This is a genomic window from Saccharopolyspora sp. CA-218241 (assembly GCF_050954615.1).
GTDB classification, from domain to species: Bacteria; Actinomycetota; Actinomycetes; order Mycobacteriales; family Pseudonocardiaceae; genus Saccharopolyspora; species Saccharopolyspora cebuensis.
Map to the genome: position 1 here is coordinate 2433111 of NZ_CP191860.1, position 25716 is coordinate 2458826.

The following is a 25716-nucleotide window of genomic DNA, read 5'->3' on the forward strand; positions in this document are numbered from 1 at the left end:
CTGGCCAGCTCGGCCCCGCCGCCCGGCTCGGCCCCCGGGTGCCGATCAGGCGGCGCAGCGCGTCCGCGGCGGTCCACCGGTAGCGCGTCACGCCGTAGGAGTCCAGCAGCAGCTCGCCCACCTGGCCGGGGGCCTCGTCCAGCGGGATCCGCGGGCGTCCCCGGTACAGCTTGAACTGGCCGGGGGCGTCGTCCCACTCGACATCGCCGGGAAGCGGGGAGCTCTCGACGAGCTCGACGTACTCGCGGGCGGCGGTGCCCGCGCCGGTCCGCCCACGTCCGGGGTTCACCGCGCGGCTCCGGTGACCTCGGAGACGGCCCGCCGCAGCAGGTACATCAGGTAGGACTCCTCCGGCAACGAGACCCCCAAGCGGTTGTTGTGCATGTGCGAGCAGAACAGCAGCACGCTGGCCAGCGCGGTGTCGTAGCGCTCGTCGGCCGCGGCGGTCACCAGCACGTCCTCGGGCCGGAACGCGTCCTGCGCGCGCAGCCGCACGAGCTCGTCGCGGAGCGCCGAGGTGGTGGCGACCCACCGGCCCACCGCGGTCCCGGCCCGATCGGCCACCCCGCCGTCCAGCAGCCGCGCGACCAGCCCGGTCAGGTGCTCCCGTTGCCGCTGGTACTTCGCCTCGAAGACGTCTTCGCCCGTGGTGACGTCGCCGAACACCAGCCGCCGCCCCCAGTCGCGCTGCCCGGTGGTGAGGTAGGCGGCCACGCCGTCCACGCCGTCGGCGGCCACCACCGCGCCGGCGAGCATCATCGCCAGTGCCTGACCGGTGCGTTGGGCCTCGCCCATCCCGGCGGTCAGGAGCTCGGCCACCAGCTCGCTGGAGGCGGTGAAATGCCGTTCCACGGCTCGCATGGCCCCGGGCGTCCCACCGTAGCGGGCGAGCTCCGGCTCGTACGGCACGTCGCGGACGGAGTTGTTCGGCCGCAGCGGTTCGGCGGCGTCCTGGCCGCGCTCGACGCCGACGAGCGGTTCGGCGATCCGGAGGTAGTCCGCCTCCTCGACGACCGCGCGCGAGGGGTGCCGGGCGAGGAACGCGCCGACGTGGCGATCGAGCCGCGCCCGGACCTCCCGAGCGCGGTCCTGCGAGACCGGTGCGATGCGCAGCCGCAAGTGCGGGCCGCCCTGCCAGTGCCGGACGAAGAAGTGGCCGCCGGTGAGGCCGTCGGCCGTCAGCTCGGTCAGCAAGGGCCGGACCGCGTCGGTGATGAGCCCGTCGAGCGGGTCGTGGTAGTGGACGTGCACGCTGATCCAGCCGGTCTCATCCATGGCGGCCCACCTCGACGACGAATTCGCCGGCGCGCGGGCGGCCGTGCTCGTCGCGCAGGAGCAGTTCCGCCGGCCCCGGCAGCGCTTCCTCGAAGACGAGCAGTTGGTCGGTGCTCCCGGCGACTTCCTCGAAGACGTTCAGGAACAGCTCGCTGGAGAAGTCCACGTACACGGGCTTGCGCGTCTTGTCGAACAGGCCCGCCACGCGGGAGCGACGTGCCGCCTCGCCCCGCGCGGCGATGGCCCGCACGAAGCACCGGTGCGGGAGACCGTGCCGCCGCCGCCAGCGGTTCACCGCGAGGAGGTGGTCCACGCTGCCGCGGTTCTCCCGCCGGGGCAGGTCGGCGGCACGCACCGACCAGGCGGCCCGGTTGAGCACGAGGCCGCCCAGAGCCAGCCGCGGATGGCGGCGGACGCCGTCGCGCTCGCCGCTGGGCGCCGCGGTGGCGAGCTGCTTGACGAACTCGAACCGGGGCACCGCTTGGCCGAACATCTGCAGCAGGAACCGATGCGCCGCGGGCAGCAGGAACTCCACCATCACGCCGAGGTGCACCGGCATGACCTCGAAGCCGCGGCTGCGGGAGAGCAGGCGCAGCTCGCCGGCCGCGGGATCGTGGGCGACAACCAGGTCACCCAGCGGGATCCGCTGCTCCGGTGGTCGGCAGCTGGTGCTCGCCGGGTAGCTGATCTCGTAGTGGGTGGCCGGATGCGTGAGGTTGAGGTTGGAGCCGACGGTGCCGGTCACCTCGGCCGGAACCCGCTCGCCCGGCAACGGCCGCCGCGCCGGTGCGGGCGGACCGGCCACCCCCGCCGTCCGGCCGAGCCGCAGCAAGCGGGCCCGGCTCCGGCCGAATCCGGTCATCAGTTCGTTGAGCACGGCCCGCTCCCGGATCGCGCCGTCCGCGACGGGTTGCAGGTAGCAGGCCAAGGACTCGATCGGCCGCACGAACTCCGGCAGCCCGTCCAGCAGCGCGCGCACCGCGCCCGGCTCCCACCGCCGCACGCCGGTGCCGTCGACGGACGCGCCCGCCACCGCCGCGACCACCTTCTCCTGCCAGTCGGCGAGTTCGTCGAGCCGGGGGAGACCGGTGCGGGGCACCGGGAAGGCCCGCTCGTAGCAGGCCAGCAGGTCCGCACCGCTGACCCGGGCGTCGGGCCGCGCGGAGGCGCTCAGCGCGGCGCTGAAAGCGCCGTAGAAGTCGAGCAGCGGCACCCGCGCACCGACGCCGAAGTGATCGGTGAAGAAGGCCTCGGCGGCGATGCGGCCGGGGAGGAAGCGGTCGTAGAGCCCGGCCAGCCGTCGCACCAGGTCCAGTTCGCCGAAGGTCTCCCGCCACATCCGCGGCGGCACCACGGGGGTGTCCTCGGTGATCAGAACGTCCTCGTAGAACGCGTTCTTCGGGAACTCCTCGCCCGAGGCGGTCCAGCCCAGCAGGTCGTAGACCTCGCGCAGGCGGTCGTCGATCGACGCGGCGCGGGTGCGGCGGTCGTCGGGTCCATCGATCCCGCCGTAGCCGTCCAGTTCCGCGCGCAGCCCCGCGAGCGATCGGCGCGCGTCCACGACGCGCTGCTGCGGGAACCGGGCGAGGGCGTCGACGAGCCGTCCGAGCGGGTCGTCCGCGTCGTCGGGGATGCCGAAGCCGATCTCGACGAGCCCCATGTCGATGAGCCGGTCGAGGAAGGCGCCGACCGCCGCGTCCCGGCCACCTCCGTCCACTGCGGACAGCGCACGTACGACGCCGGCCCAGGTGCGGTCGTCGCCGTGCCCGATCTCCGCGAGGAACCGCCGCAGCGTCTCCGAGGCGGGCAGTTCGAGCAGCGCCTCACCGCCGTCGCGGCCGAGGAAGCGGATCGCACGGCCGTCCTCGACGGCGCTGCTGTTGACGGCCACCGGCAGCGTCGGTCGGATCTCCGGCCAGCTCGCCAACGTCCGCGGGATCTGCTGCTGGGTGAAGGCGTTGAGCTCCACGATGCTGCGCCACCGCGTCCCGGTCGACCACCGCGGCGATTCGTCCGCGCCGGCCCACCGGCCCAGCGCCGCACCGGTGAACGTGCTGTAGGGGCTGGTTTTGGACGCCATCCGGGCGAGGTACTTGGCCAGCTTGCGCTCCAGCTTGCGGTCCGCCCGGTGCGGTCCGGCCTTGGACAGGCTTCGCCGCAGGTCCTCGCTGGCCAGCACCAACCCGCGCCGGAAGTCGGGGGCCGCGGCGATGTCGTGCAGGGCGTGGCGCTGTTCGTCGACCTCGGCGTCGAACCCGGCCGCGGCCCGCTCGACCAGCGCGTCGCGCTCGGTCACCCGCCGGTGCCAACTCTCGGCAGCCGCGGCGACCGAGCCGGGGAGCGCGCCGAGCAGGTCGGCGTCGACCAGGCCGGAACGGGGTGCCCGGCTGCGGTGGACGTCGCGGCGCAGGGTCAGCAGCCTGCGCCGCAGCGCGGTGTCGGTGGTGGCGCCGACGACCTCGTGCAGCGCGTCGGACAACTCCTCCTGGTGCTCGTCGAGCCACTGCTCGGCGTCCAGGGCCGCCTCGACCAGCGCGGCCGTCCGGGGAGTGCGCAGCCGGTCCAGCACCTCCAGCGGCAGTCCCGCGACGCGCACCACGAAGGTGGGTTCGACGTGGACGTCCATCGGCGGCGGCCCCTTTCAGAACAGGACCGGGAGGCCGTGCTGGACCCCCGGCCGGTTGTGGGCGACGGCGACCTGGAAGAACGGGGTGAGCGTGGCGTCGTCGAAACCCAGGACCGCCCCGACCCCGGCGGCGTCGTACCCGTTGTGCACCCGCGCGGCGAGGCCGTGCGCGGCGCTGAGCGCGCAGAGCCGCTGCGCCACCAGACCCGCTTCGAGGTTGATCAAGCGATAGGCGCGGTTGCCGAAGGTGTTCGAGGCCGCGGCGTGGTCCGCGGCCAGGTACACCACCGCGTTGGTCGCGCACAGGTTGATGTTGGGTACCGGCAGCGCGCCCTGCAACCGCATCGCGAGAGCGCCCTCGACCACCGGGTGCAGGCCGCCGTGCTCCCGGCAGAAGCGGTAGGCGCCGGGGGTCATCCCGTCGACGTCGAACACCACCACGTGCAGCGCCACGCCCGGCTCCGCCGGTCCGTCCCGCAGGTCGCACCGGTAGGGGCTGGTGGCGTGGCGCAGGATCTCCCAGAAGTCGTCCCGCGCCAACGGGCGGGCGACCGGGTTGAACAGCACGTTGCCGGAGTTGCGGGCGCGCAGCGCCGCGCCGAGCTCGATCGGGTCGCGGCGGGCGGGCGGCATCGGCACCACCGCGGCTGCGTCGTGCGGGCACCTCGGTCGCGCGTCCGGTGGTTCGCGGGGGCGCTCCTCGCCGTCCGCCAGCAGCGAGTTCTCCGCGATCGACGTGAACAGCGCGTCGTGCGGGTGGACCGGGCCTTCCGGGCGGACGTAGTCGTGCGCCACCGGGTCGGGTACCGGCGGGGCGGGGGTGGTGGGACCGGACCGGGCTCACCGGCGGAGGCCGACCGCAGCGGCAAGGCGGCGAAGAGCTGTTCCTCGCCTCCCCGGAGGCCGAGGAGGGCCCCGGCCCGCCGGTCCGGGAACTGGTAGTGCACCGCGCCGCGCAGGCCCAGCGCGCCGGCGACCAGCAGCGCGTTGCCCGCCACCATGCCCGCTTCCTGCGCGCACAGCCGGTACGAGTAGCCGCGGTACTTGAAGGCGTTCTTCCAGAACAGCGACGACAGCAGCAGCACGCACCGGACGTCGTCGAGCCCGGTGCCGAGCAGGTGCCCGAGTTCGCCGCGCAGGTCACCACCGCGGAGCAGGGCGAGCGAGTGGTGCAGCGGGTCGTAGTGGTAGAGGCCCGCGGGGATGCCCCCGGTGCGGGGGATCCACAACGAGAGCTCGGTGGGGAAGTAGCACCGGGCCGAGGGGACCACCCGGTGGTACGGCCACACCGCTCCCGGGCCTTCGTCCCAGCGGGAGAAGCCGTACGCGTAGTACAGCAGCGCGGCGAGCAGCCCGTCGGGCTCCCCGCCGGGCGTGTCCCCGCTCGTCGGGACGTCCGCGAAGCAGCGGCGGGCGTCGCCGATCTCCAGCGGGAGCCCTTCCGGTAGCCGGTACCGCGGCACGCCCCGGTAGACCTTGAACGGCAGCGGATCAGCGCCGATCGGTTCCTCCGCCAGTACCTCGGCGAACAGCTCCTCCGCCTCGTGCACGGTCCGCCGCAGGTAGTGCTCCCCGATGTCGAGGTCCCAGTTGCCCATCACCCCTCCTGTCCTGGCGTCACGGGAAGGGGTGCGGGTGCGGGTTGATGTCGGCGTCGGTGAGCGGGCGGTCGTAGTAGCCCAACTCGTGCGGGATCCGGTGCAGCCGCTCGAACCCGCGGTCCCGGCGGCGCTGGTGCCCGAAGGTCATCGGCAGCGCTCCCGGGATGATCACCTTGACGCAGCGGAAGTCCCCGGCGCGGTGCTCGGGCGTGGTCTGGTCGACGACCACGACGTCGAGGCCGGTGCGCTGGTACTGCTCGAGCACTTCGGCCAGGTCCGCGCTCAGGTCGGCGTTCCTCGGCTTCTGGTAGTGGTCCTTGAACGCGTCGGTGAAGCTCTGGCTGCCCGGGGTGTCCAGCAGGAAGCCGAAGCGGTCGAAGACCTCCGGCGCGCCGTTGAGCGCGGCGTGGTCCTCCATGGACACCACCGCGTACGGGTCGGCCAGCATCCGTTCCACCCGCGCCCGGTTCCGCCGGTGGAACTCCGGTGGCCTGCTCACCAGCGGCCCCAGCTCCATCAGCGCGTTGATCACGGCCTTCTCGGGGTCGAGGTTGGACCCGGAGGAGCACAGCACCTTGGGCATGTCCGGCATCCCGGTGCGGTCCACGGCCATCACCCAGAAGCACGGCACGCCCTGCTCCAGGGTGATGTTGAAGACTTCGATCGAATAGCCGGAGAAGGCCTCGATGCTCTCGATCACGAGCGGGACCGACGGTCCCGGCGCCGAGCGCGGGTCGATCCGGGGTGCGGGCAGCCGCGCGTACCAGGTCATCAGGAAGGCGTCCCGCTCGGCGACTTCGAGGATGCCGTGCAGGACGGCCTCCTCCAGGCATCCGCCGAGCGCGCAGCCGTTGGAGATCTCGTAGACGAACGGGTGGTCGCGCGTGTTGCGGTACACGGTGCCGTAGTAGGCGTAGTTCTCCGGCACCAGGACGGGCCTGCCTCGGGCGAAGGAGTACCCCCACACCCAGTTGAAGGCCAGATCGTGGTGGTAACGCGGGTACGGGAACCCGGGACGCGCGTGCAGGTCCTCGGCGTGCAGCCCGAGCGTCGTCGGATCCAGCGCGTCCTCGCCGAGCTCGCGGTAGCTGGCGCGCACGGCCGTGCGCTTGCCGCCCGGTTCGATGCCGCCGTAGCGCTCGATGCCCTCGGCGACGGCGGTCAGCCTGCTCGCGGCGAAGTCCAACCGGTGGCCGTAGCCGACTTCGGTGCGGGTCGTCGCCCGCAGCCCCATCGGTGCGCTGGAGCTGGGGAAGACGCTGCGCCCCTCCTTGTAGACCGCGCGCAGCAACCCGGCCTCCGGATCGACGTAGACTCGGTGCAGCCGGTCCTCCTCCCCGGCCAGGGAACGCACCCGGTAGCCGTCGGGGGAGGCCTTCGGCCGTGGCTGGAGCTCGATCACGGCGGCTTCCCGGGAATCCTCGGGCAACGTGCCGCACCGTTCGCACAGCGGATCGGGCAGCCACCGGTGCACGCTGGTCCGCAGGTCGTCCAAGCCGAGCCGGAGCAGCGCGCCGCGGGTGGTCATCGCGGAGCGGTCGGCGGTGAACCGGGAGACTTCGCGCTCGACCAGCGTGCTGACCAGGTCCGCCGCGAAGGAGGTCAGCCACAGCGCCCCGATCGTCGACATCCCGTCGGGGTGGGACGCCAGCGCCTGCTCGTAGTCACCGTGGTCGTCGCGGGCGCGCAGGCGGCGTTGTTCCACGCACACCTGGCAACCGCCGTCCGCCGGAGAGGTGCACGGTCCGGCGATCGCCGCTCCCGGCGTGAGGTAGACCGGCAGCAGCGGCACCCCCGTCGTCAGCGACCAGTCGTTCCACCGGTGCTGCCGATCCCGGTCCCAGCCGTCCTCGACCAGGAGCAGCAGGTCGATCTCGGCGCTGTCGTGCTGGTCCGGCACTACCACCCGGTGCTCCTCGGCCAGCGCTCGCCGGATCGCCTCGTGCAGGGCGCCTTCCCCGACGAGGCCGATCAGGGCAGGTCCGGCGCTCATCGCCGCCACGTCCGCGGGCAACTCAGTCCTCCTCCACGAGTACGACGTTGACCAGGTGGAGCACCTGGTCCAGGACCGGGTCGTGGTCCAGCGGGACCACGACCGGCCGGTGTCCGGCGTCCCGCAGGTGTCGCACCAGCAGCTCCTGCGCGTCGGCCCAGCCCTGCGGAGCCGCAGGGGTCACCTGGGCGACCGGTGCGTCGTCGCCGAGCGCCTCGGGCAGGTCCGGTGGTTCCCCGGCGTCGGCGGCGTAGTCCGGCCACCGCTCGGTCCGCGCCTGGTCGTGCCGCAGCGCCTGCTCCAGGACGGATTCCAGGAGCAGTGCGGTGTCGAACCCGGAGGCGCAGCCGACGGTGGTGCTCCCGACGCGGGCCGCGAAGGTCGGTACGCCGAGCACGCCGGTGATGTCGTGGACCACCACGTCGACGCCGAGGACGTCGAGCATGGTGGTGAACCGGCGGACCCGGTCGGTGCGCTCCAGCGAGCCGGGGTCCACGCGGGGGAAGGCGGTCCGCGCCCCGGCGGCCTCGACGGCGGTGATCCGGGCGACCTGCGCCAGCAGGCCGCGGCCCACCGCTTCGGCCCAGGTGAGTCCGGAGGCCAGGCCGGGCGTGCTGCGGTGCGAGGGCGCGGCGCCGGTGAGCGAGGGGAAGGCGGTTGCGGCGGGCAGCTCGCGCGCTTGCGCTGCGACCAGGTCCCACCCCCAGGTCAGCGGTGCTTCCGCGGAGCCGGCCAGCCTGCGCCGGTCGACCACGCTCGCGGCGTAGAGCTCGCAGGCACGGCGGGTCGTGCGTTCGCGTGCCTCGGTGAAGTCGGTGGACACCTCGACCGCGGCGGACCGCTCCTGGTCGAAGTCCGGCGCCAGCACGGCGTTGGCGTATTCGGCGCGCGACACCTTCAGCGGGAGCTGGCCGAAATCACCTTCGTCGAGTGCGCCGAGCAGACCGGTCGCCGCGTCGAAGCAGCCGGCCGCGGCGGTCGAGAAGGCTTCGGCCGACACCGCGGGAGCCGTGGCGCGCTGCCGGACCGCGGTGGTGAACTCCCGCTCCCCGGCCGGGACCGGGTCGCCGTGCGCGGTGCACAGCGGGTGGGCGGTGACCGGGTGGACGCTGCTCTGCAGCGTTTCCAGGTCGAGCCGGACCACGGCGCCCGCGGTCTCCACCGGACCCGCCTCGGTGAGGTGCTTGAACACCTCGAACGCGAGGTGGTTCGCCAGGATGGCCGCGGTCGGGCCGGCGAGGAACTCGCTCGGGACGACGTCGGGGGTGTCGGTGAACGGCGCACCGGGCCGGGGGTTCCGGCCCAGCACGCGCAACCACGCGCATTCCCAGCAGACGTCGCCCCGGCCCGGGGCGACCAGCGGGCCGATCCAGGCGACCGGTCCGTCGACCACCGCCTGCGCGAACACCGCGCCGCGCTCGAGGCAGGTCCGGTTGAGCCGTCGCGCGCGGTCGAGCATCGGCGCGTCGGACACGTGGAGCACCACGTCGAACGGTGCGATCGCCTCCTCCGCGGCGTCGCCCGGATCGGGCAGCACGTCCAGGGTTTGCCGCGGATCGCTCTCCCGGTTCCGCGCGGCGAACTCCCGGACCCGGTCCAGGCCCGCGTCCGCGCCACCGGTGCGGGCCCAGCGGACCTCCCGCACACCGGCGTGCAGGCACGCCCGGGCCAGCGCGGCGCCCGTGCGACCGGAGCCGATCAGCAGGACTCGGCTGTCGCGGAACACCTCGAACCGGTGCGCCGCCGAGTCCTGGTAGTAGTCGATGAACGCGATGCCGGACTCGTAGGCGGCGAGCTCCCGCTCGTCCAGCCCGTGTGGACGGTCGTCGCCGACGTCCTTGACGAATCCCTTCGCGACCAAGCCGTCGATCAAGCCGGTCACCATCCGCTTGCGGTCTTCGGAGAGGTTCTCGGTGATCTCGTCGAGGGTGTGCGCGCCGGTGAGGAACGGGGCCAGCTTGTCGACCCACTGGTAGACGTGCTTGCCCTCCAGCGTCAGCGTCCCGCGGTTGCTCACGAAGTAGATCCCGTCCGACGACGGGAGGTAGAGCGTGTCGTTCTTGAGCTTCGGCTTCACTTGCTCCATCCAGGCATCGCACGGGTTCACGGCAACGAGGTGGGCGCACGGCGAGCACGGGACTCCGGACGACGGCGCCGGCGAAACAACGGGTCCGGAGCCCCGCGCCCGCCTGTGCGGCAGGCGAGCAGAGCAGACCTCACCTATCCGGGAGGGATCGCGTGGCGATCAGCCCGGATGTCCGCGGTGGAGTCAGATCAGCCGCACGGGCAGCAGCAGCAGCTGCAGGTGCAGCAGCAGCAGCCCGCGGAGGCGCCGACCTCGGTCATGCCGTGGCCCATGCCCAGCGACTGCAGGTCGCCGTCGGCGTCGCCGCCGAAGGCGAGGCTCTCCACCTCGAGGTTGTCGAGCTCGAGTTTCAGACCTTCCATGTCATACCCCACGTTCGGTCATAGGAATAGATCATTCGTCAACGCGCTTTCCCGGGATCCTGGCGTCGACGAGAACTTTGTAGCACGATCTCCGATCGGCTGTCATCGGAATGCCTTGGTTGAAAGCGCTCCTATTTTCGGGTGGTGTGGAATTCTGGTGGGCGCGACGAAATAGCGGTACCGCCCGTCATGCGCGTTGCCGGTTCCGCTGCTGGTGGTGGTGCGCCGAACAGAGCAACAGGTGCGACCGACCCGCTAGTAGTGATCGGACTTCGGTTCGCCGCGGCGCTCCGGTTCGATAATCTGAGAAATTGCTGATAATTCTTGTGAAAGTCGGATCGTCGTCCGGTTTCGTGCGACAGGAATCGGCGGTTCGCCGGATCGAGCGCGATCGGGGTCGATCCGGCGAATCAGGTCGCCGGAACCCCGGACTCGACGTGGCGAATCGCTACGGCATTCCTCGGTCGGCGGGCGTCAGCCCATCGCACATTCCCCGGGACGGCCGGCCGACTTCTTCGCAGTTCGAACCATGTGTTCCCCCAGTAGTTCGGTAGCGCGGCCATTCTTGCCAGTCCGGCCGCGGCACGTCAACCGGTTTCGGTGCTCGTCCGGCGCGCGCGGTCCGCCGTCAGCGTCCGGGGCCGTCCGCGCGGGGCCGCGCCGCCGGACGCGACCGCGCCGAGGCGAGCACGTCGAGCACCCGCGGCCAGGCATCCCGACTCGCCGCCTCGTCGGTTTCCGGGGACCCGCCCATCCGCAGCCGGTCGAAGCCGGATCGGCGGCGGCGCGACGCCGTGCCCGGCACGCCGAGCAGGTGGCCGGCGTCGGGGTAGGACAGGTGCCGGTGCGGGAAGGGGTGGCCGTGGTCGGCCAGTCGTGCGGTGATCCGGTCGCCGAACGGCCCGGACGGCCACAGCTCGTCCCGACCTCCGCTGAGCACCAGCACCGGTCCGCCGATCCGCTCCACCTCGATGGTCGCGGCCCGCACCGCGGCGTCCTGCTCCATCGCCCGCTCGAAGAACGAGCGGAACGACATCGGCTCGCCGTCGAGGAAGCCGGCGAAGGCGGCCGCGTCGGCCGCGGTGGGCGGTGCCATCGGGACGAAGGGCACCGGGGACCCGCCGCGGCTCCACGACGAGCGGGGTGCGGCCATCGTAGCCCGAGGGTCCGATGGCACGGCTTGCCAGGCCACGCTGCTGGGCACGTAGGCGACGACACCGCCGACCAGCTCCGGATGCGCGGCTGCCAGCAGCAGCGCCAGTTCGCCGCCCCGCGAACGTCCCAGGACGGCGATCCGCTCCGGGTCGGTTCCCCGGTGCCGGGCCAGCCATTCCAACGCCGCGGTGCCGTACTCCAGCGGGATCTCGACCAGATCGCGCGGTAGCGGCGGTGGCCCGAAGAAGGCCAGGGCCAGCGCCGCGTACCCCTCCCCGGCGAGCCGGGCGGCGGCGTGCTCGGGGACCAGCCCTTCCGAACCGCCGAGCACGAGCACGGCCGGGTGCGGTCCCGGCGTGGCCGGACTGTGCAGCACGCCCACCAGGCCGCGCTCGGATACCGGGACCGCCACCACCTCTTCGCCCACGCGGCCAGCCTAGTCGCGCCGCGCAGCGCCGGTCAGCGGTTTCGCGGGCCTCGTCGCCGGCCGCGTGGCCCCTCCGCACGGCTGGCGACCGGCCACCGCAACACCACGGGGTCGGTTCCCGCCACAGCGCTCAGGAGGCGACGAAGTCGTGGGCCGAGATCCCGTAGTGCTCCTCCACCGCGTCGGAGATGAGGTGGCACAGCAGGAACCGCTCGACCGGGCGCAGACCGATCCGGTTGAGGTGGAGGTAGAGGTAGTTCAGCGCGAAGCGGTACCCGAGGAAGGCCGGATCCCGCTGCAGCTGTTCCATCCGGCCGCCTTCGCCTTGGAGCAGTTGGTGGAAGGTGCTGTGCGCCAGCATCCCCTCGTCCCAGCCGCGCCGCCCGGAACCTCCCCGACCCGGACTGCGCTGCGCGGCGGCGAACGAGAGCTCGCCGGAACCGATCAGCGGCTCGGCCGCGGCCCGATAGCGGGCCAGCACGGCGACCCAGTCGGTGATGAACGGGACGTCCCCACCACCGCCGTCCAGGCAGGCCAGCACCGCCGTCAGCCGCTCCCGCAGGAAGGCCGACTGCGCGCGGTACCGCTCCTCGCAGAACGCCCGGCGTGCAGCGGGATCCGCCGCCCGCACGATGAAGCCCTCGGCGTGCGAGCGGTAGGAGATGAAGCCGCGGTCGATCCCGGGCCACAGCGCGTGCGCCGTGGCCAGCATGAGGTCGAGCGCCAGGACCAGCCGATCACCGCCGGCCCGGACGTGCGCCAGCATGTCGAAGGCGGCGTCGTTGGTCTCGTGGTAGAAGTCCTCCAGCAGCGCAGCGGCGGCCGCGCCGCCCAGGACCGGCAAACGCCGGTCGTGCGGGGCGTGCTGGACGGAGTTGTCCGGGTGCAGCGGGGTCAGCGGCCCGGGTTCCTGCTCCTGCTCGGCCAGTCGCCGATGGGTGGCCAGCAGCGCGCGCTCATCGATCCGCGCCGTCGAGGGATGTGCGGCGAGGTACCGGGTGATCTCCCGCTCGACGGTGGGCACCACGGTGTCGTCCGGCGCGCGGAAGGCCAGTCGCAGGTGCGGACCGCGCAGCCAGTGCCGGGTGAACAGCAGCCGCTCGGTGCGCGCCGCCACCCGGCCGAACAGCGGTCGGACGCAGTTCAGGAGGAGGTCGTCCTTGTCCTCGGCGTAGAAGTACACCTGGATCCCGCGCCAGGTGCCGGATCCGCCCTCGCCGGGCTGGTTGCCGTCCATGCCACTCCCCGGTGCCGTGCGGTGTCGAGCGCATTCAACCAAGGATGTGCCGCCGCGGCCAAGGTTTTCGCGGGACTGGTCCCGTGGGCTCGTCCGGCCGTAGGATGACGGCGCGCGTTGCCGGAACGCCGTCGGGGTCGGCTCCGGCCGGTGCGCGCGGCCCGCCGCGGCGGGAGAGGATGGGGGACGATCTTGGCCGGGCACTTCGCCTTCGCATCGCTGGCCGCGCACGGCCACGTCAATCCGACGCTGCCCTTGGTCGAGGAACTCGTCTCGCGCGGGCACCGCGTCACCTACGCCACCGGCTCCGAACAGGCGCCCGCGGTCGAGCGGGCCGGGGCGACGGCGGTGGTGATGCCGTGGGGCGTCGAGCTCAGCGATCTGGCCGGCCGCGGTTACACCCAGGACGGACTGGTCCGCATGATGGTGGCCGGTACCGCGGAGCTGACCGCGAGCTTCGACGCGCTGCTCGCGCCGTTCCTGGCGGATCCGCCGGATTGCGTGTGCTACGACGCGATGGGGCTGCCCGGTCGCGCGCTGGCCGATCGGCTCGCGGTCCCCGGCGTCGCGATGGCCCCGAACATGGTGGGCAACGAGCACTTCTCGTTGCGCGCGCTGATGTGGCCGGTCGACTTCGATCCCGCCGACCCGCGGTTGGCCGAGGTGGGCCGGGAGCTCGCCGCGTTCGCCGCCCGGTACGGTCTGTCGCCCGCAGCGCTGCGCCCCACCGATGCCCGGGCGCCGCTGAACCTGGTGTTCGTGCCCCGCGAGTTCCAGGTCGCGGGTGAGACCTTCGGGGAGGCGTTCCGCTTCCTCGGTCCGGCGTTGCCCCGCCGCGCCCGACCCGATGCCTGGTCCCCGCCCACCGGTGACCCCCTCGTGCTGGTGTCGCTGGGCACCGTGTTCAACGACCGCCCCGACCTCCTCGGGGTCTGCCTGGAGGCGTTCGGGGGCACGCCGTGGCACGTCGTGATGGCCACCGGCCGCGCCGCGCCGCCGGGAGCCGTTCCGCCGAACGTCGAGGTGCACCGCCAGGTGCCGCAGCTCGAGGTGTTGCGGCATGCCGCCGCGTTCGTCTCGCACACCGGCATGGGTTCCACCATGGAAGCCCTGCTGCACGGCGTGCCGGTGGTGTCGGTGCCGCAGACCCCGGAGCAGGCCCTCAACGGGCGGCGGGCCGCCGAACTCGGGCTCGGGCGCGCGCTGGACACCGAGTCGCTGACGGCGGCGGAGCTGCGCGCCGCCGTCGAGCAGGTGGTCGCCGATCCGGTGCTGCGGTCGACGCTCGACCGCTGGCGGGACCGGCTCCGGTCCGTCGACGCGGGGGCGCGGGGAGCCGATGCCCTGGAGGAGTTCCTGGCCCGCGCGCCACGTCCGCCCGGTGGCGGGTGAGCCGGGCCTTGCCGTCCTGCCGTCCTCCGATCGCGAAGGTTCAGTGGTGATGTGATGACCGGTCTGCGACTCGTCGAGATCGACGACGCGTTCTCCTGCTACAGCCCGGCGAACGGCAACCCGGTGCTCTCCGAGGCGGTGCTGATCTACGACGAGATCTTCCGCCGCGACACCTACCTGGGCGGGCTGGGCCCGATCAACCCCCGGGTCGTCGTGGACGCCGGGGCCAACATCGGCCTGTTCACCCTGTTCGTCAAGCAGCGGTTCCCGGCGGCTGCGGTGCTCGCCGTCGAGCCCGCGCCGCAGAACGTGGCGGCGCTGCGGGCGAACCTCGCGTTGCACGGCGTGTCCGGTGTGGCCGTCCACGCCGGTGGTCTCTCGGATCGGGAAGGCGACGCGCGGTTCTTCTACTTCCCCGCGATGCCGGGCAATTCCACGGTGCACCTCGACGGCAAGCTCGCGGACAAGCGGACCGTCGCGACCTACGCCGGCCCGGAGGTGGCCGAGCAGGTGTACCGGCACGAGGAGTGCGCGGTGGCGATGCGCCCGCTGTCGGCGGTCCTGCGCGGTTCCGCGCACGCCGAGGGCGACATCGACCTGCTCAAGGTGGACGTCGAGGGCAGCGAAGAAGCGGTCCTCGCCGGGGTGTCCGATGCGGACTGGCGCCGCATCCGGCACGTCGTCCTGGAGGTCCACACCGCCGGGGGCGCGCTGGACCGCGTCGCGGACCTGTTGCGGGAGCGGGGCTTCGCCGTCGAGCTCCAGGACGCCGCGGCGGCGCCGAAGGGCACCGGCACCAGGATGGTCTACGCGCGGCGGGGCTGACCGCAGACCACTGCGGGAGCCCCCGGCCCGCGCGCAGGGGCACCTGGCGTTCGCGGCGTCGACCGGCCGTCAGCGACCGGTGGGTTGGGGTGCGGGCGTCGGTGGGGTCGGTTCGGCGGTGGGGCGCCGGTGCTTCGGGAGGAACGCGGCCAGCACGAGCGCGGCCAGCGCGGCGCCCGCTCCGATGCCCATGATGAGCTGGAAGCCGCCCTGGCTCGGGTAGCTCTGGCCGCCGGCGGTGGTGGTCAGCTGCGCGAGCAGGGCGCCGGCCACGGCGCTGGACACCGAGGTGCCGATGGCGCGCATCAGGGTGTTGAGGCTGTTGGCGGCGGCGGTCTCGGAGACCGGCACGGCGGCCATGATCAGCGCGGGCATGGCGCCGTAGGACAGCCCGATGCCCGCGCCGATGATGGTGGACAGCAGCACGAGGTGCCAGGTGCTCGACATCAGCACGGTCCCGAGGCCGTAGCCCGCGGCGACCACGACGGCGCCCACCATGAGGGTCGTCTTGGGGCCCGGGTGGCGGAGATCCGGGCCGACACCGGGGACATGGCCATCATCACCAAGCCGGACGGTGCCATCACCAGGCCCACGGTGAGCATCGTGCCGCCGAGCCCGTACCCGGTGACCTCGGGCAGCTGCACGAGCTGCGGGACCACCAGCGACATCGCGAACATGGCGAAGCCGAACACCGCGGACGCCAGGTTGGTGAGCAGCACCTGGTGGCGGGCGCTGGTGCGCAGGTTCACCAGCGGTCGGCGGGTGCGCAGCTCCCAGGTCCCCCACAGCAGCAGCACGACGACGGCCGCGCCGAACAGTCCGCTCGTGGTCGGGCTCGTCCAGCCCCAGTCGGCGCCCTTGGAGATCGCCAGCAGCAGGCACACCAGCACGATCGACAACCCGATCGCGCCGAGGAGGTCGAACCGCCCGCCGGTGCGCACCGCGGATTCGGGCACCAGCACCAGGACCAGGACGGCGGCCAGGGCGCCGAAGCCCGCCGCGACCCAGAACAGCACGTGCCAGTCGGTGCGCTCGGCGAGGAAGGCGGCGGCGGGCAGACCGAGGGCGCCGCCGACGCCGAGGGAGGCGCTCATCAGCGCGGTCGCCGAACCGAGGCGTTCGGCCGGGAGCACGTCGCGCATGATGCTGATCCCCAGCGGGATCACCCCCGCGGACAGGCCTTGCAGGAGGCGTCCGACGATCACCGGCACCAGCGAGTGGCTGAGCGCGACGACGGCGGATCCGGTCACCAGCAGCGCCAGGCTGGTCAGCAGCATCCGCCGCTTGCCGTACATGTCGCCGAGCCGCCCCACCGTGGGGGTCGCGACGGCGCTGGCCAGCAGCGTGGCGGTGATCGCCCACGCGGTGTTCGCGGCCGAGGCGTCGAGCAGTTCGGGGAGCCGGGGGACCAGCGGGATCATCAGGGTCTGCATCAGCGAGACCACGATCCCGGCGAAGGCGAGCACGGCCACCACGCCGGTGCCTCCCGGTGGGGCGTGGTTCGCGGACGAGCTGGGCATGGGTGGCCTCCTGGGGTTGCGTACGACGCACACATTAAATCAGTCGCTTGACTTAATCCAGCGGAGGGCGTTGACTGGTCCCCGGGAAGCCGGGGCCGAGGAGGTGCTCGATGGGCCGGGACGACGCGGCGGCGCCGCAGCGGGGGCGGATCGAGCGGGTCGGCGCGACCCGCGAGCGGATCCTGGTCACCGCGGAGCGGCTGTTCGCCGAGCACGGCGTGTTCGCGGTGTCCAACCGGCAGATCGGCGAGGCCGCCGGGCAGGGCAACACCGCCGCGGTCGGCTACCACTTCGGTGCCCGGTCCGGGCTGGTGCGCGCCATCGTCCGCAGGCACGCCGAGCCGATCGAGCGGGTGCGCGAGCGGATGGTCGCCGCCATCGGCGACCGCCCGGACCTGCGGGACCAGGTGTCCTGCCTGGTCCGGCCGAGCACCGAGCACCTCGCCGCGCTGGGCGTCCCGAGCTGGTACGCCCGGTTCAGCGCGCAGGTCCTGGCCGACGCGTCGCTGCGCGAGGTGGTGCTCGACGAGGCGCTCGCGTCCCCGGCGCTGCGCCGCCTGCTCACCGGGCTGCACCGGTGCCGGCCCGACCTGCCGGCCGAGGTGGTCGACGAGCGCGACGGCATGACCGGTCAGCTCATCGTCCACCTGTGCGCCGAGCGCGAGCGCGCGCTCGCTGCGGGTACGGCCACCCCGAGGGCGACCTGGCGCGATGCCGCGACCGGGTTGATCGATGCGATCACCGGCCTGTGGTCGGCGCCCGCGTCCTCCGCGCCGGGGGACCGCACGAACACGACGTCCGATGGAGGAGTGGGATGACCACCGCCGCGAACCCCGCAGCCGAGCAGCCCGAGGCCCCGGAGTACCCGATGAGCCGGGCCTCCGGGTGCCCCTTCGACCCGCCGCCGGGCCTGAAGGCCGCGCAGCAGGAGGCCCCGCTCACCAGGGTCCGGCTGTGGGACGGCCGCACGACGTGGCTGGTGACCCGCTACGCCGAGCAGCGGGCGCTGCTCGCCGATCCGCGGATCAGCTCCGACGTCACCCGGCCGGGATACCCGAGCCCGGCGCCGGTCTCGGGATCGCGGCTGAGCTTCATCCTGATGGACGACCCGGAGCACGGCAGGCAGCGCCGGATGGTCGCGCCGCCGTTTACGGTCAAGCGGGTCGCGGCGATGCGCCCCGCGGTGCAGCGGATCGTCGACGAGCGGATCGAGCGGCTGCTCGCCGGTCCGAAGCCGGTGGACCTGGTGGAGGAGTTCGCCCTGCCGGTGCCGTCGCTGGTGATCTGCGAGCTGCTCGGCGTGCCCTACGCCGACCACGACTTCTTCCAGGACAACAGCAAGACCATCATCCGGCGCGACGCCGCGCCCGAGGAACGCGCCGCGGCGATGGGCGCCCTCGTCGGGTACCTCCACGACTTGCTGGGCGCCAAGCGCGCCGAACCGCGCGAGGACCTGCTGTCCGGGCTGGTCGAGCGGGTCGACGGCGGCGAGCTGACCCAGCAGGACGCCGCCGAGATGGGCGTGCTGCTGCTCATCGCCGGGCACGAGACCACCGCGAACATGATCGCCCTCGGCACCCTGGCGCTGCTGGAGAACCCGGATCAGCTCGCCCTGCTGCGCGACGCCGAGGACGAGTCGCTGGTCGCCTCGGCGGTGGAGGAACTGCTGCGGTACCTCAACATCACGCACAACGGGCGGCGCCGGGTGGCGCTGGAGGACATCGAGATCGCGGGCGAGGTGTTCCGGGCCGGCGAAGGGGTGATCGTGCCCAACGACATCGGCAACCGCGACCCGGAGGTCTTCGCCGACCCGGACCGGCTCGACATCACCCGCGACGCCCGCCGCCACGTCGCCTTCGGCTTCGGCGTGCACCAGTGCCTCGGCCAGCCGCTGGCCCGGCTGGAGCTCCAGGTCGTCTACGGCACCCTCTACCGGCGGCTGCCCGGCCTGCGGCTGGCCACCGACCGGGACCGCATCCCGTTCAAGCACGACGGCTCCGTCTACGGGGTCCACGAGCTCCCGGTGACCTGGTGAGCCACCGGGCGCGGCGCCCGCCCGCGCCGCGCCCGGTCAGCCCCGCTCGGTGCCGACCGGGAGCTCACCCCGGACCGCGGCCCGGCGGATGGAGTCGCGCAGTGCGGAGCAGCCCGCGAAGACCGCTGCGTTGGGACCCGTCCCGCGGGCACCGGCCCGGCGTTCCGCGCAGGACCGCGCGGCGTCCTCGTGCCACTGGACGCTGGTCTGGTCCCAACTGCTCTTGCGCACCTCGACCCGCGCGCGGCACCGGCGGCAGGTCACCGGTTCCATCGGCACGTCGAGCAGCCGGGCGTCGGAGCGCACGCCCATCACGCGGGCCGTTCCCCGGCGGCCACCCGCCGCCGCGCCACGTTCGCCTCGATCTCCGCGCGCCACGCCTCGTTGGGCCGGGTGGTGTCGATCTCGAACTCGAACCGCTCGGTCATCTCCGGGCGCACCTCGGCGGCATCGACGTAGAACTGCTCGTACCAGCGGCGCAACTGGTAGACCGGACCGTCCTCCTCGCACAGCAGCGGGTTGTCGATGCGCGCCTTGTGCCGCCAGATCTCCACGTCCTGCTCGAAGCCGATCCGGATGAAATCGCCCATCTTCGCGGCCACCTGCGGCGCGGAGTCGCCCAGGTGCGCGGCCTTCTCCACGACGACCCCGTACTGCAGCACGAACGAGTCCGGGCTGACCGGGTAGTGGCAGGTGACCAGCACCGAGTTCACGTCGCCGTCGCCGTAGTGGTAGGTCAGCTCGTCGATCATGAACGACGGGCCGTGGTAGGTCGCGACCGAGGTGTTGCCCAGCACCGTCGGGGCACCGCTGTCGGCCTGGGGACGTCGCACGTCCTCCCGCGCGACGCCGTGCATGATCTGCGTCGCGGTGTGCTCCTCGAAGATGTTCTTGAAGTAGGTGGGGAACGAGTAGTGCACGTAGAAGAAGTGCGCCATGTCCACGACGTTGTCGACGATCTCGCGGCAGTTCGCCCCTTCGATCGTGGTGGAGAACCAGTACCAGTCCGTCCACTCGTCGCTCGTGGCGCCCGGGATGCGCGGGACGGTGACGTCCTCCGGCGGCGGGTTGCCCTCCGGGTCGTTCCAGACGAACAGCATCCCGTCCTGCTGCGCGGTCGGCCACGCCGCGGTGCGCGCGCGCAGCGGCACGCGGCGGGCGTAGGGGATCCCGGCGCACCGCCCGTCGCCGCCCCAGCGCCAGGCGTGGAACGGGCAGGCGATCGCGTCCCCGACCACCGAACCCCGGGACAGATCACCGCCCATGTGCCGGCAGTAGGCGTCGAGCACGTTCAGGGTTCCGTCCGAAGCCGCCCACACGACCAGCTTCTGCCCGAAGGCGTGGACCGTGTGCGGCTCGCCGTCGGCGAAGTCCCGTTCGAGCCCCAGGCAGTGCCAGCCCCGCGCGAAGCGCGTCGGGAGCGCCTCCGCCTCGATGTCGCGGATGTCGTCGAAGGTGGTCATCGTTGGTTCCTCCCGCCGAAGTTCCCGCGCCGCCAACGTAAGGCCGCGCACCGGGCCCCCGGCCCGGAGTCCCGCTCAGCGGTACGCGTCCAGGACGTCCTGGACGGCCAGCGCGGCGAACACCATCGCGGTCGCGATCGGCGTGCCGGGGCCGGGGTAGAACGCCCCGGTGAACGACGCGCTGGTGTTCCCGGCGGCGTACAGGCCCGGGATCGGCGTCCCGTCCGCGCGCAGCACCCGCCCGGCCACGTCGATCACCAGCCCGCCCTTCGTGCCGAGGTCGGCGAGCACCAGCTTCGCGGCGTAGTAGGGCGGCCGGTCGACCGGCACCAGCACCGGTTCGCCGAACCACCGGCCGTACTCGTCGGCCTCGCGGCCGAAGTCCTCGTCGGTCCCGGACTCCGCGAAGCGGTTGTAGCGCTCGACGGTCGCGGTCAGCTCCTCGGGTGCGACGCCGATCGACTCGGCCAGCTCGGCGAGGGTGTCCGCCTTCGTCCACGTCCCGGCGGCGAGGTGGTCCTCCGGATGTCCCGCGGGCACCACGACGGCGGGCAGGTGCCCACCGGTGCGGTGGTCGAACAGCGCGTACGACGGGGTCCGCGCCGGGTCGGCCGCCATCTCGCGGGCCAGCCGCTCGTAGGACAGGGATTCGTTGGTGTAGCGGTGACCTCGCCCGTCGACCACGAGCCCGCCCGCGAACCCGGCGATGAAACCCGCGGTGCCGTCCGGCATGGCCAGCCCGGTGCCCCACCACGCCTCGTGCATCAGGTCGGTGGCCGCGCCGAGGGCCATCGCGGCGCGGAGCGGTTCACCGGTGTTGGTGCCTTCCGGCGCCATCGACCACGCGGCCTCGCCGGCCACCCCGTGCTCGCCCCGCATTCCCGCGTCGTGCTCGAAACCGCCCGCGGCGAGCAGCACCGCCTGCCGCGCACCGATCCGAACCCGGCGACCGCCGCGCTCGGCGGCGATCCCGATCATCCGGTCGCCGTCGGTCACCAGCTCGTCCACGCAGGTCCCGGTGTGGACCACCCCACGACCGGTCCGGGCGAACGCGAGCAGCAGCCGGGCGATCAGGGCGCGCCCGCGGGTGAGCGGCTCCGGGGAGTGGTCCAACCCGACCCGGTCGCGCGAGGCGGGCGGCCGGACCAGGTGGAGCAGCTCGCCCAGCTCCTCCGGGGCGATGTCGACCGGGATGATCGAGCGCCCGCCCGGGATCCGCCCCGGCCGGTCGAAGTAGTCCGGGAAGACCTGGTGGGCGAATTCGACGGCCGGGTCCTCCTCCAGCGCGGCGACCACGGCCGGGGCGGCTTCGACGAAGGCGTCCTGCTTGGCCGCCTCCGCCGGGCCGAGGACGGCGCGCAGGTAGGTGCGGGCGGATTCGGTGGAATCGCCGACCCCGGCCCGCTCCTGGACCTGCGTGCCGGGCAGCCACAGCGCGGCCCCGGAGTACGACGCCATGCCGCCGACCCGATCGGTCTTCTCGACGACGACGACCGAACGGCCGGCCCGCGCCGCGAGGTGGGCGCCGGTCAGCGCCCCGGCCCCGGACCCCACGACCACGACGTCGTACTCCTCATCCCACTGCTGCCCCACTGCCGGACCTCCTCGACGTGCGCCGGAACGTGGTCGTACGAAACCGCACCACCCGGCGCGATCCGGCGCCGATCCCGCTCAGCGGTACGCCGGGTTCACCGCCGCGGGCCGACCGGACCCATCGCGATCGCGCTGACCAGCGCCAGCGCACCGGCACCGGCGCAGGCGGAGAAGGCGAGCACGAACCCGGACTGGCCGTAGATCACCCGGTCCCCGGCGTAGGTGGCGGCGGGCACGAGCAGGAGCACGACGGCCAGCTGGGAACCCAGCGAGCTGCCGAGGCTGCCGAGCAGGTTCAGCATCCCGCCGCTGATGCCCTGCGCCCCGGCGGGCACCGAGACCGTGATCAGGTTCGGCAGCGACGCGGTGCAGGTGCCGATCCCGATGCCGATGATGAAGTGCCCGACCAGCACCCACAGCTCCGCGCCAGGCAGCGCCGACAGCTCGGCGCCGGGCAGCACCGCCAGCACGGCCGAGCCGGTGGCCAGCGACGCGCCGCCGACGATCAGGGTCAGCCGGGGCCCGCGCCACCGGGCGACCGCGCCGCTGATCGGGCCCGCGATCATGCCCGCGACCCCGCTGGCCGCCATGAACACCGCCACCTCCAGCGGGGAGGCGCTGAACCCGTAGCCGGTCCCGGCGGGCGTCATGACCAGCAGCGGCACCAGCATGGAGGCGCTCACGAGGGTGAACTGGACCCAGAAGCTGGCCACCAGGGTCAGCGCCACCCGGCGCTGCCGGAGCAGGGCGAAGTCGACCAGCGGCTCGGCGGTGCGCCGTTCGTGGCGGAACCAGGCGGCCAGCAGGGCGACGCCGAGGGCGATCCCGCCGAGCACGCCCGGCGACGACCAGCCGGCCGCTTCGACGCCGCTGAGCGCGGCGAGCAGCGCCAGCGTGCCCGCCCCGAGCAGCAGCGCCCCGACCCAGTCCAGGTGCGCCCTGCTGCGCAGGCTGCTCTCGGGCACCAGGAGGAGCACGAGCGCGCCGATCACCACCACGTAGAGCACCTGGAACCAGAAGATGCCGCGGAAGCCGAAGCCCTCCACGAGCACCCCGGACAGGACCGGGCCGAAGATGGCGCTGGCGCCCATGCCGGTGCCGAGGAAGCCCAGCGCGACCGGGATCAGCGACCTGGGCAGCACGTCGCGCACCAGGCCGTAGGTCAGGGTCAGCACCGCGGGGCCGACCCCTTGCAGCGCCCGCCCGGCGATCAGCACGGCGAAGCTGTCGGCCAGCGCGCTGACGACCGAGCCCGCGGCGAACAGGCCCGCGCACACCAGCGCGACCTTCTTCTTCCCGAAGAGGTCGCCGAGCTTGCCGCAGAGCGCGAAGGCCACCGCGCCGACCAGCGTGACCGCGGTGATCGTCCACGCGACGTGCGGTGTCCGGAAGGTCGCCGCGATCAGCGGCAGCGCGGGGGTGACCATCGTGTAGGTGAGTCCGGTGATCTCCACGAGCAGCACCAGCAGCGCCACCGTGGCGGCGTGGTGCGCCCGGGACCGGTCCGGGCGGAGGGCTTCGCCGTCGGCGTCCGAACCGAGCGGGGAGGACGTCGGTGTTTCGCTCATCTGAACTCCCGGTGGGTGAGCGGCGGGCGCCGGACGCTACTGCGCGGCGGCGCCGGACCCCCGCGCGTTCCCGCTCATCGGGAGCACGACCGGCGTCCGACTCAGCGGGACGGTCCGTTGTGGAGCCCGCGCCGGGGGCCTACCGTCGGCCGCGTGATGATCTCTGCATGCCGCGCGCTCGGCACGCCCGTGCGGGGCGGGAATCCGTGACGGCGCACCAGGAACCACCGGTCGAGCTGACCGCGGTGGCCCGCGAGGACGGCGTGGACGCGGCGGCGGCCGCCGCCCGCCGGCTGATCGACTCGCTGCTGCGCGCCGGGGACGGGACCGGGGTCGCGATGTCCGGCATCGCCGAGCAGCTCACCGCGATCGCCGACCGGCTCGACGCGCACGCCCCGCCGTTCGACGAGCGGATGGTGGCGATGTGGGCGGGTGACGCCACGACCCGCCACGACCCGGTCACCGGCCCGGAGAACGCCCTCGCGCCGCCGGTGCGCTTCGCCGGCGCCGCCGACGGTTCGGTCTCCGCGGTCGTCGAGCTGGGCGTGGCCTACCAGGGCCAGCCCGGCTGCGCGCACGGCGGGGTGAGCGCGCTGCTGCTCGACCACGCGCTCGGCGTCGCCAACCACTGGGGCGGCCGGTCGGGCATGACCGCCGAGCTGACCCTGCGCTACCGCGCGCCGGTCCCGCTGTTCGTCCCGCTGGCGGTCACCGGCAGGCAGGTCGCGGTCGACGGCCGCAAGCTCTGGGCCGAGGGCGCGATCAGCACCGCCGACGGTGCGGTGTGCGTGGCGGCGAAGGGCTTCTTCATCGGCAAGCACCTGCCGCGCCCGAGGTGAGCGCTCGGGTGGTGGGCGAGCCGCTCGCCCGCCACCCGGGGCGGAGACCCGGGGGCCCGGCGGAGCCGCTGCGGGTGCGGCTCACCACCGGCACCGCCCCGGGGCATCGGCAACAGGGGGCATCGGCGACAGGGGCATCGGCGAAAGCGGTGCTCAGGCGGGCGGTTGCGCCTCGGCGAGCAGCGCCGGTGCCTCGACCCGGCCGTCGAGGACCCGGTTGGTGCGCGTGGTGACCCGCCAGCCGTCGGGGCCCTTGCGCAGCCGCCAGCGGTTCGCGGTCGCGCGGTGCACCCGGAAGCGCCCGCCGGTGCGCACCACCATCAGGGAATGGCAGATCGCGGTCGCTTCCGCGCCGGAGACGGTGACCTGCGGCGGGCCGACGAGATGGGCGCAGCCGCCGTCGATCCACCGCTGGTGGGCGGTGGAGCGCACCATCGCCGCGATGTCCTCGTGCCCGGCCAGCACCAGCTCGTCGACGTCGTAGCTGCCGCCCGGCTCCCAGAGGGCGGCCACCGCCTCGGCGCTGCCGCTGTCGACCAGCGGCCCGTAGGACGCCACCAGCCGGGCCACCGCGCGCTCGTCCTCCAGCTCGGCGACCCGCCGTTCGAGAGCGCTCAGGCGCCGCTCGGCATCGCTGCTCATGTCACTCCTCGGTCGGCCAGCGCGGCCAGCTGCTCGCGGTAGTGGTCGGCGGAGGTGGCCGCGAGGGCGGCACCGACGACGGTGGCCCCGGCCTCCCGCGCCCGGCGCAGCGCCCGGTCGGTCGCCTCCGGCGCACCGAGCGGGTCCAGCAGGCGCCCCGCGGGCAGGACGACGTCGAACCCCTCGGGTGGGTCGGCCCGGCGCACCATCGCGGCCAAGTCGTCCAGCGGGAGTCCGAAGGGGACCCAGCCGTCGCCGAAGCGCAGTGCCCGCCGCAGCGAGCGCGGGGTCCGCCCGCCGATCCACAGCGGCACCCGCGGTTGGACGGCGTGCGGATCGACCACGACGTCGGAGAACTCGTAGTGGTCGCCGCGGTACCGCGGTTCCCGCCGGGACAGCGCGGCGCGCAGCGCGCCGAGCGCGTCGTCGGCGCGGGCGCCGCGTTCCCGGAACGGGGCGCCCAGCAGCGCGAATTCCTCCTGGAGGCTGCCGACGCCGAGCCCCAGGGTGAGCCGCCCGCCGGAGACCCGGTCCAGCGTGCCGTAGCGCTTGGCGATTTCGAGGGGGTGGTGGTACCCGAGGACGAGCACCTGGGTGGTCAGCCGGATCCGCGTGGTGCGCCCGGCCAGGTAGCCGAGCGTGGCCAGCGGATCCCAGTAGGTGCCGCCGCGCTGCTCGGCGACGCCGGTGGGGACGGCGACGTGCTCGCTGCAGGTCAGGTGGTGGAACCCCAGCCGGTCCGCGGTTTCGGCGATCGCGCCGAGCTCCTCGATGCCCGCCTCGGCCTCCCACGGCGAGTGCGCGCCGGGGACCCGGGTCACGACCGGGCTCACGATCCCGATCCGCATGCGATGCCTCCCGTTCCTGGTCGTCACCCGCGTTCCTATCCGCCGCGCGGGGCGCCCGGCCCCGACGTCCCGCTGACCGGGATCGGGGGCGCGCGGCGGCCTCCGGGGCGCACCCGCGCGGGTGCTTCCGCGCGCTCCGGGTCGCTGTTAGATTCGCAAAAACATAATTCGTTTCAGTTTCTCGGCCGTGGGAGGGTGTCATGACCGTGCTCAGCACAACGCCGGGGCC

At 73.4% G+C, this 25716-nt stretch carries 20 protein-coding genes and 1 pseudogene; 5 read left to right on the forward strand and 16 right to left on the reverse strand.

Annotated features, from left to right (window positions below; translation table 11 throughout):
* Window positions 1-285: 285 nt before the first annotated feature.
* From ACQP0T_RS11725 to ACQP0T_RS11765, 9 genes are all read right to left on the reverse strand, one after another.
* The gene (locus ACQP0T_RS11725; RefSeq protein ID WP_433872928.1) at window positions 286-1275 is read right to left on the reverse strand and encodes a thiopeptide-type bacteriocin biosynthesis protein; all 990 of its coding nucleotides are present in this window, start codon (window positions 1273-1275) and stop codon (window positions 286-288) included.
* A complete protein-coding gene (locus tag ACQP0T_RS11730; protein ID WP_433872930.1) occupies window positions 1268-3901 on the reverse strand; it encodes a lantibiotic dehydratase in 2634 nt (877 codons plus the stop codon). Before ACQP0T_RS11730 ends, ACQP0T_RS11725 begins: the two co-directional genes overlap by 8 nt.
* Window positions 3902-3916: 15 nt before the next feature.
* Window positions 3917-4354 carry a hypothetical protein gene (locus tag ACQP0T_RS11735; RefSeq protein WP_433872932.1) on the reverse strand — a complete coding sequence of 146 codons (438 nt, stop codon included), beginning with the start codon at window positions 4352-4354 and terminating at the stop codon, window positions 3917-3919.
* The gene (locus tag ACQP0T_RS11740; protein ID WP_433872934.1) at window positions 4315-5499 is read right to left on the reverse strand and encodes a SagB/ThcOx family dehydrogenase; all 1185 of its coding nucleotides are present in this window, start codon (window positions 5497-5499) and stop codon (window positions 4315-4317) included. The genes ACQP0T_RS11735 and ACQP0T_RS11740 overlap by 40 nt, the downstream gene beginning before the upstream one ends.
* Window positions 5500-5518: 19 nt before the next feature.
* Window positions 5519-7516, reverse strand: a complete 1998-nt coding sequence (locus tag ACQP0T_RS11745; RefSeq protein ID WP_433872936.1) for a TOMM precursor leader peptide-binding protein — start codon at window positions 7514-7516, stop codon at window positions 5519-5521.
* 1 nt (window position 7517) lies between these two features.
* Window positions 7518-9581, reverse strand: coding sequence for a TOMM precursor leader peptide-binding protein (locus tag ACQP0T_RS11750; protein ID WP_433872938.1), 2064 nt, complete (start codon window positions 9579-9581; stop codon window positions 7518-7520).
* Window positions 9582-9769: 188 nt separating this feature from the next.
* Window positions 9770-9943 (reverse strand): thiomuracin/GE37468 family thiazolyl RiPP peptide, encoded by a 174-nt coding sequence (locus ACQP0T_RS11755; protein ID WP_345363903.1) that lies wholly within the window; start codon window positions 9941-9943, stop codon window positions 9770-9772.
* Between the two features lie 628 nt (window positions 9944-10571).
* Window positions 10572-11525: an acyl-CoA thioester hydrolase/BAAT C-terminal domain-containing protein gene (locus ACQP0T_RS11760; RefSeq protein ID WP_433872940.1), complete on the reverse strand. Its 954-nt coding sequence runs from the start codon at window positions 11523-11525 to the stop codon at window positions 10572-10574.
* Window positions 11526-11655: 130 nt separating this feature from the next.
* Window positions 11656-12762: a thiopeptide maturation pyridine synthase gene (locus tag ACQP0T_RS11765; RefSeq protein WP_433872942.1), complete on the reverse strand. Its 1107-nt coding sequence runs from the start codon at window positions 12760-12762 to the stop codon at window positions 11656-11658.
* A gap of 192 nt (window positions 12763-12954) precedes the next feature.
* Here ACQP0T_RS11765 and ACQP0T_RS11770 point away from each other — a divergent pair, with 192 nt between their 5' ends.
* Both ACQP0T_RS11770 and ACQP0T_RS11775 read left to right on the forward strand, forming a co-directional pair.
* A complete protein-coding gene (locus tag ACQP0T_RS11770; protein WP_433872944.1) occupies window positions 12955-14154 on the forward strand; it encodes a macrolide family glycosyltransferase in 1200 nt (399 codons plus the stop codon).
* Window positions 14155-14208: 54 nt separating this feature from the next.
* Window positions 14209-14979 (forward strand): FkbM family methyltransferase, encoded by a 771-nt coding sequence (locus ACQP0T_RS11775; protein ID WP_433872946.1) that lies wholly within the window; start codon window positions 14209-14211, stop codon window positions 14977-14979.
* Between the two features lie 69 nt (window positions 14980-15048).
* Here the strand turns inward: ACQP0T_RS11775 and ACQP0T_RS11780 are convergent.
* A pseudogene (locus ACQP0T_RS11780) lies at window positions 15049-16499 on the reverse strand (MFS transporter).
* A gap of 110 nt (window positions 16500-16609) precedes the next feature.
* On the opposite strand from ACQP0T_RS11780, the gene ACQP0T_RS11785 reads away from it, so the two are divergent.
* A complete protein-coding gene (locus ACQP0T_RS11785; protein ID WP_433872948.1) occupies window positions 16610-17317 on the forward strand; it encodes a TetR/AcrR family transcriptional regulator in 708 nt (235 codons plus the stop codon).
* Complete coding sequence (locus ACQP0T_RS11790) at window positions 17314-18534, forward strand: cytochrome P450 (RefSeq protein ID WP_433872950.1); 1221 nt, start codon at window positions 17314-17316, stop codon at window positions 18532-18534. Before ACQP0T_RS11785 ends, ACQP0T_RS11790 begins: the two co-directional genes overlap by 4 nt.
* Window positions 18535-18570: 36 nt before the next feature.
* On the opposite strand, the gene ACQP0T_RS11795 is transcribed toward ACQP0T_RS11790, so the two are convergent.
* The 4 genes from ACQP0T_RS11795 to ACQP0T_RS11810 form a co-directional block, all read right to left on the reverse strand.
* Window positions 18571-18846, reverse strand: a complete 276-nt coding sequence (locus ACQP0T_RS11795; RefSeq protein ID WP_433872952.1) for a ferredoxin — start codon at window positions 18844-18846, stop codon at window positions 18571-18573.
* Window positions 18846-19997, reverse strand: coding sequence for a Rieske 2Fe-2S domain-containing protein (locus tag ACQP0T_RS11800; RefSeq protein ID WP_433872954.1), 1152 nt, complete (start codon window positions 19995-19997; stop codon window positions 18846-18848). The genes ACQP0T_RS11795 and ACQP0T_RS11800 overlap by 1 nt, the downstream gene beginning before the upstream one ends.
* A gap of 75 nt (window positions 19998-20072) precedes the next feature.
* A complete protein-coding gene (locus ACQP0T_RS11805) occupies window positions 20073-21590 on the reverse strand; it encodes an FAD-dependent oxidoreductase (RefSeq protein ID WP_433872956.1) in 1518 nt (505 codons plus the stop codon).
* 95 nt (window positions 21591-21685) lie between these two features.
* The gene (locus ACQP0T_RS11810) at window positions 21686-23158 is read right to left on the reverse strand and encodes an MFS transporter (protein ID WP_433872957.1); all 1473 of its coding nucleotides are present in this window, start codon (window positions 23156-23158) and stop codon (window positions 21686-21688) included.
* 206 nt (window positions 23159-23364) lie between these two features.
* Between ACQP0T_RS11810 and ACQP0T_RS11815 the strand changes: the two genes are divergently transcribed.
* Window positions 23365-23997 (forward strand): PaaI family thioesterase, encoded by a 633-nt coding sequence (locus ACQP0T_RS11815; RefSeq protein ID WP_433872959.1) that lies wholly within the window; start codon window positions 23365-23367, stop codon window positions 23995-23997.
* Between the two features lie 153 nt (window positions 23998-24150).
* On the opposite strand, the gene ACQP0T_RS11820 is transcribed toward ACQP0T_RS11815, so the two are convergent.
* Both ACQP0T_RS11820 and ACQP0T_RS11825 read right to left on the reverse strand, forming a co-directional pair.
* The gene (locus ACQP0T_RS11820) at window positions 24151-24639 is read right to left on the reverse strand and encodes a nuclear transport factor 2 family protein (protein ID WP_433872961.1); all 489 of its coding nucleotides are present in this window, start codon (window positions 24637-24639) and stop codon (window positions 24151-24153) included.
* Window positions 24636-25487 (reverse strand): LLM class F420-dependent oxidoreductase, encoded by an 852-nt coding sequence (locus ACQP0T_RS11825; protein ID WP_433872962.1) that lies wholly within the window; start codon window positions 25485-25487, stop codon window positions 24636-24638. The genes ACQP0T_RS11820 and ACQP0T_RS11825 overlap by 4 nt, the downstream gene beginning before the upstream one ends.
* Window positions 25488-25716: the final 229 nt, after the last annotated feature.

Bases quoted from the DNA above. Each gene is read 5' to 3' on its own strand.
- ACQP0T_RS11725 (WP_433872928.1), bottom strand. From the start codon at position 1,275: ATGGATGAGACCGGCTGGATCAGCGTGCACGTCCACTACCACGACCCG.
- ACQP0T_RS11730 (WP_433872930.1), bottom strand. From the start codon at position 3,901: ATGGACGTCCACGTCGAACCCACCTTCGTGGTGCGCGTCGCGGGACTG.
- ACQP0T_RS11740 (WP_433872934.1), bottom strand. From the start codon at position 5,499: ATGGGCAACTGGGACCTCGACATCGGGGAGCACTACCTGCGGCGGACC.
- ACQP0T_RS11750 (WP_433872938.1), bottom strand. From the start codon at position 9,581: ATGGAGCAAGTGAAGCCGAAGCTCAAGAACGACACGCTCTACCTCCCG.
- ACQP0T_RS11755 (WP_345363903.1), bottom strand. From the start codon at position 9,943: ATGGAAGGTCTGAAACTCGAGCTCGACAACCTCGAGGTGGAGAGCCTC.
- ACQP0T_RS11765 (WP_433872942.1), bottom strand. From the start codon at position 12,762: ATGGACGGCAACCAGCCCGGCGAGGGCGGATCCGGCACCTGGCGCGGG.
- ACQP0T_RS11775 (WP_433872946.1), top strand. From the start codon at position 14,209: ATGACCGGTCTGCGACTCGTCGAGATCGACGACGCGTTCTCCTGCTAC.
- ACQP0T_RS11785 (WP_433872948.1), top strand. From the start codon at position 16,610: ATGGGCCGGGACGACGCGGCGGCGCCGCAGCGGGGGCGGATCGAGCGG.
- ACQP0T_RS11790 (WP_433872950.1), top strand. From the start codon at position 17,314: ATGACCACCGCCGCGAACCCCGCAGCCGAGCAGCCCGAGGCCCCGGAG.
- ACQP0T_RS11795 (WP_433872952.1), bottom strand. From the start codon at position 18,846: ATGGGCGTGCGCTCCGACGCCCGGCTGCTCGACGTGCCGATGGAACCG.
- ACQP0T_RS11800 (WP_433872954.1), bottom strand. From the start codon at position 19,997: ATGACCACCTTCGACGACATCCGCGACATCGAGGCGGAGGCGCTCCCG.
- ACQP0T_RS11810 (WP_433872957.1), bottom strand. From the start codon at position 23,158: ATGAGCGAAACACCGACGTCCTCCCCGCTCGGTTCGGACGCCGACGGC.
- ACQP0T_RS11820 (WP_433872961.1), bottom strand. From the start codon at position 24,639: ATGAGCAGCGATGCCGAGCGGCGCCTGAGCGCTCTCGAACGGCGGGTC.
- ACQP0T_RS11825 (WP_433872962.1), bottom strand. From the start codon at position 25,487: ATGCGGATCGGGATCGTGAGCCCGGTCGTGACCCGGGTCCCCGGCGCG.